General features: G+C 68.9%; 4 protein-coding genes and 1 pseudogene. 2 read left to right on the top strand and 3 right to left on the bottom strand.

What is annotated here, in order from left to right; genetic code table 11:
- The 3 genes from G3N99_RS35645 to G3N99_RS35655 all read right to left on the bottom strand — a co-directional run.
- On the bottom strand, nucleotides 1–1,029 hold a 1,029-nt coding region (locus tag G3N99_RS35645), incomplete at its 3' end, for an OpgC domain-containing protein (RefSeq protein ID WP_206124702.1).
- Nucleotides 1,030–1,432: 403 nt separating this feature from the next.
- The gene (gene rarD, locus G3N99_RS35650; RefSeq protein ID WP_174945798.1) at nucleotides 1,433–2,332 is read right to left on the bottom strand and encodes an EamA family transporter RarD; all 900 of its coding nucleotides are present in this window, start codon (nucleotides 2,330–2,332) and stop codon (nucleotides 1,433–1,435) included.
- A 16-nt stretch (nucleotides 2,333–2,348) separates the two neighbouring features.
- A complete protein-coding gene (locus tag G3N99_RS35655) occupies nucleotides 2,349–2,645 on the bottom strand; it encodes an acylphosphatase (protein WP_174940647.1) in 297 nt (98 codons plus the stop codon).
- Between the two features lie 175 nt (nucleotides 2,646–2,820).
- On the opposite strand from G3N99_RS35655, the gene hpnA reads away from it, so the two are divergent.
- Together hpnA and G3N99_RS35665 are read left to right on the top strand one after the other, a co-directional pair.
- Nucleotides 2,821–3,828 (top strand): hopanoid-associated sugar epimerase, encoded by a 1,008-nt coding sequence (gene hpnA, locus G3N99_RS35660; protein ID WP_011353724.1) that lies wholly within the window; start codon nucleotides 2,821–2,823, stop codon nucleotides 3,826–3,828.
- A gap of 108 nt (nucleotides 3,829–3,936) precedes the next feature.
- Nucleotides 3,937–4,151 (top strand): annotated as a pseudogene (locus tag G3N99_RS35665) (phage tail protein); the annotation flags it as partial.

Below are 4,151 nucleotides of genomic sequence, written 5' to 3' on the forward strand. Positions count from 1 at the left end.
TCCGACATGCCGCAGATCGGCACTCCGCACGACCGGATGCAATAGCGAATCGATGACGAGCGAGATCGCCGCGCCCGCGACGAAGCAGATCAGCCCGCGCTGGCCGACGGCCACGACGGGCCGCACGCCCTGCGCGATCCGCGCGATCCAGCCGAAGCGCACGCAATCGGCCATCAGCCACGCGATGGCCGCGAAGCTCACGACGCGCGGCAGCGCGAGATCGCGCTTGAACACGCCTTCCGGCAGCGGCAGCCCCGAGAACAGCTTGTAGCTCGCGCAGCCGAGCACGACGGCGCACGCGAGCCCGGTCGCGGCTGCCCCGCAGCGCCCGAGCGCGATGCGCCGGTAGAACGGCTGGCAGCGCGCGAGCACGCCGGCGACGAACATCAGTTGCCACGCGAACGGATTGAAACTCCAGCGGAATCCGTCGGTATCCAGCAGCTCGGGGCCGAGCCAGCCCGCCGTCAGCCACGACGCGATGCTGAGTACAACCAGCAGCCACGGATGCCGGCGCGCGAACGGCACGAGCACCGGCGACGCGAGCGCGAACAGCACGTACATCGGCAGCACCGACGCGAGATAGGGCTGGCGCTGGAACGTCAGCAACTCGGCTGCCCCCGTGAGCGGCGAGGCGAGCATCACGCTGACGTCGTCGAGCGCGAGGTTCGGCGCATCGATCCCGTAGTGGTCGAGTACGGCCGACACGACGAGCATCAGCGTCGAGGTCGCGAGAAACGCGCGGTAGATCTGCATCGCGCGGCGCACGAAGCGCTTTTGCGCGGCGCGCGCGCCATGCCGTTCGGCGATCGCGCCATAGGCGCTCGCGGTCGCGAAGCCGCCGAGAAAGACGAAAACCTCGGCCGCGTCGCACAGCGCGAATGCGTGCAGCGTGACGCGCGACAGCACGCTCGCGCCGATGTGATCGACGACGATCATCAACAGCACGACGCCGCGGAAGAAATCGACTTCGATCAGGCGGCCGCTGCGCGACGGTGGAAACGTGGCGGAAGGCGGCGGGCTCAACGACATGAGCGCACCTGCACGACGGCGGTGCGGCACGCACCCTGGAATGGATCGGGAAGGGGAAGGAGAAGGCGAGCGGAATCAGCGGCGATACGCGTATGCTCGCATCGCGCCAACCCGGCCGGCCAGGCACGGAGATGACCGTTCATGGAAAGGCTGCATACGAAGGGAAGTCGGTGAGGCCAGTCTAATGGCCGATCCGGGGAGACCCTAAGTAACAAAGTGCAACCGAATCTTCTGTTCGATTACAGGCGCGAGCCTTGTCGTGCAAAGCAGGCAGCGTCGCCAGACTCACGTCAGTGCGACGCCAGTTTGCGGTCAGCATCGGCATGTTCGACCGCTACGGTGTCGTTGTCTTGCGATGCACGACGCGGCACGCGGCACGCGGCCGCCGCATCGCGATCGACGTTTATCCGCGCGCGGGCAGGCGTCGCATCAGCATCGCGCTGTGCCACGCGGTCAGCGCGACGGCGACCCAGATCGGCCCGTACGTCGCGAGCTTCGCGACGCTCAGCGTCTCGCCGAGCAGCAGCAGCGACACCGCGACGAGCAGCACCGGTTCGACGTAGCCGAGAATCCCGAACAGCGCCATCGGCAGCATCCGGCTCGCCTTCAGGTAGCTCGCGAGCGCGAGCGTGCTGAGCACGCCGAGGCCCGGCAGCAGCACGGCCCACAGCACCGGATGGTCGGCCACGTGCGTCGTGCTCGTCACGACCATCGCGAACGCGATCGGGCACAGCAGCGCGATCTCGACCGCGAACGCGGCGAGCGAATCGGCGTTGATCCGCCGGCGCAGCACGAAATACGGCGGATAGCCAAGCGCGACGACGAGCGTCGGCCACGCGAACGCGCGCGTCGCCCACACTTCGTGCGCGACGCCGAGCGCGGCGCACGCGACCGCCGCCCATTGCAGCGGATCGAGCCGTTCGTGATAGTAGAAGCGGCCGACGAGCACCATCGTCAGCGGCAGCAGGAAATAGCCGAGCGACACTTCGAGCATGCGGCCGTGCAGCGGCGCCCAAAGAAACAGCCACAACTGCACGCCGAGCAGCGCGGCGCTCACCGGCAGCGCAATCAGCAGACGCCAGTCGCGCACGCTGCGCCGAAGGAGGTCGACGAGCGCGGGCAAGCGGCCGCGCAGCGCGATCAGCGCGAGCGCGCCCGGTGCGGTCCACAACACGCGCCACGCGAAGATGTCGAGCCCCGTGAGCGGCGCGAGCAGTTTCGCGTAGGCGGACATCAGCGCGAACAGCATCGACGCCGTCACCGACAACATGAGGCCGCGCCCGGCCTCCGGATACCCCGTCATGATCGTTCCGCGCCTCTTACTGCTGCTGGAAGCGCTCGAAGCGCTTTTCGGTCTGACGTTCCTCGAACGTCACCTCGGTCACGCGCGCGGCCGGCGGCCCGTGGCGCAGCCACGCGAGCATCCGGTCGATCTGCGCGCCGGAGCCCTGGATCATCGCCTCGACGGTGCCGTCCTCGAGATTGGCGACCCAGCCGCGCAGCTTCAGCGCATGCGCCTCGCGCACCGTCGCATGACGGAAGCCGACGCCCTGCACGACGCCGCGCACCCGCACGTAGTAGGTCTCGATCCGTTCGTCCTGTTCATTGCGGCTCATCGCGTCGCCCTCCCGTTGATTCAAGCCCGGCATTGTAGTCGCGTCAGCCGCTTCGCACACGGGCCGGAGCCGGTTCGCCCCCGTCACGGCCTTGCGTCGCCGCGCGCGCCGACCACGTACAATCTCGCCGATGCTCAACCGCCGCGCCGCTCGCGCGCGGCCCTGAAGGAAACGCATGACTGATACCTCCCGCGATCTCGTTCTCGTCACCGGCGCGTCCGGCTTCGTCGGCTCGGCCGTCGCGCGCATTGCGCAGCAGAAGGGCTATGCGGTGCGCGTGCTCGTGCGCCCGACCAGCCCGCGCACGAACGTGGCGGACCTCGACGCCGAGATCGTCACCGGCGACATGCGCGACGAGGCGTCGATGCGCGCCGCGCTGCGCGGCGTGCGCTACCTGCTGCACGTGGCGGCCGACTACCGGCTGTGGGCGCCGGACCCCGACGAGATCGAGCGCGCGAACCTCGAAGGTGCGGTCGCGACGATGCGCGCGGCGCGCGCGGAAGGCGTCGAGCGGATCGTCTACACGAGCAGCGTCGCGACGCTGAAGGTGACGAGCGCCGGCGATCCGTCCGACGAAAACCGGCCGCTCACGGCCGAGCAGGCGATCGGGGTCTACAAGCGCAGCAAGGTGCTCGCGGAACGCGCGGTCGAGCGGATGATCGCGGACGAAGGGCTGCCGGCCGTGATCGTCAATCCGTCGACGCCGATCGGCCCGCGCGACGTGAAGCCGACGCCCACCGGCCGCATCATCGTCGAAGCCGCGCTCGGCAAGATTCCCGCGTTCGTCGACACGGGGCTGAACCTCGTGCATGTGGACGACGTCGCGCACGGCCACTTTCTCGCGCTCGAGCGCGGCCGGATCGGCGAGCGCTACATTCTCGGCGGCGAGAACCTGCCGCTGCAGCAGATGCTCGCGGACATCGCGCAGATGACGGGCCGCAAGGCGCCGACGATCGCGCTGCCGCGCTGGCCGCTCTACCCGCTCGCGGTCGGGGCGGAAGCGGTCGCGAAGTTCACGAAGAAGGAGCCGTTCGTCACCGTGGACGGGCTGCGGATGTCGAAGAACAAGATGTATTTCACGTCCGCGAAGGCCGAGCGCGAGCTCGGCTACCGTGCGCGCCCGTACCGCGAAGGGCTGCGCGATGCGCTCGACTGGTTCGGCTCCGCGGGCTACCTGAAGTAACACAAAGCGGCGTGCTTCACGCCGCTTTGCGCACTTTGTTACACGTCCCGCGCGGCCCGCTACCGGCGCAGCGGTTAAAATCGCGGGTCTTACGCAGAGAAGACACGCATGAACCTGAACGATCAGATCGCTTCGCTCACCATGGGCGTCGATCAGCTCCTCCACGATCACCACGCTGCGCAGCAGGCGGCCCGCAGCGCGGAAGCCTTCGCGCGCGCCGCAGCAACGGAAGCCCAGGCCGCGGCAGAGCGCCACGCCGCCGCGGAAACCGAAGCGCAAGCCGCCGCACAACGCCACACGGCCGCCGCCGCCGATGCGGAGGC

Origin of the sequence: Burkholderia sp. Ac-20392 (genome assembly GCF_017104585.1) — a bacterium.
Lineage (GTDB): Bacteria > Pseudomonadota > Gammaproteobacteria > Burkholderiales > Burkholderiaceae > Burkholderia > Burkholderia lata.

Excerpts from the sequence above, each read along its gene's own strand:
- G3N99_RS35655 (WP_174940647.1), bottom strand. The coding sequence starts at position 2,645 with ATGAGCCGCAATGAACAGGACGAACGGATCGAGACCTACTACGTGCGG.
- rarD (WP_174945798.1), bottom strand. The coding sequence starts at position 2,332 with ATGACGGGGTATCCGGAGGCCGGGCGCGGCCTCATGTTGTCGGTGACG.
- hpnA (WP_011353724.1), top strand. The coding sequence starts at position 2,821 with ATGACTGATACCTCCCGCGATCTCGTTCTCGTCACCGGCGCGTCCGGC.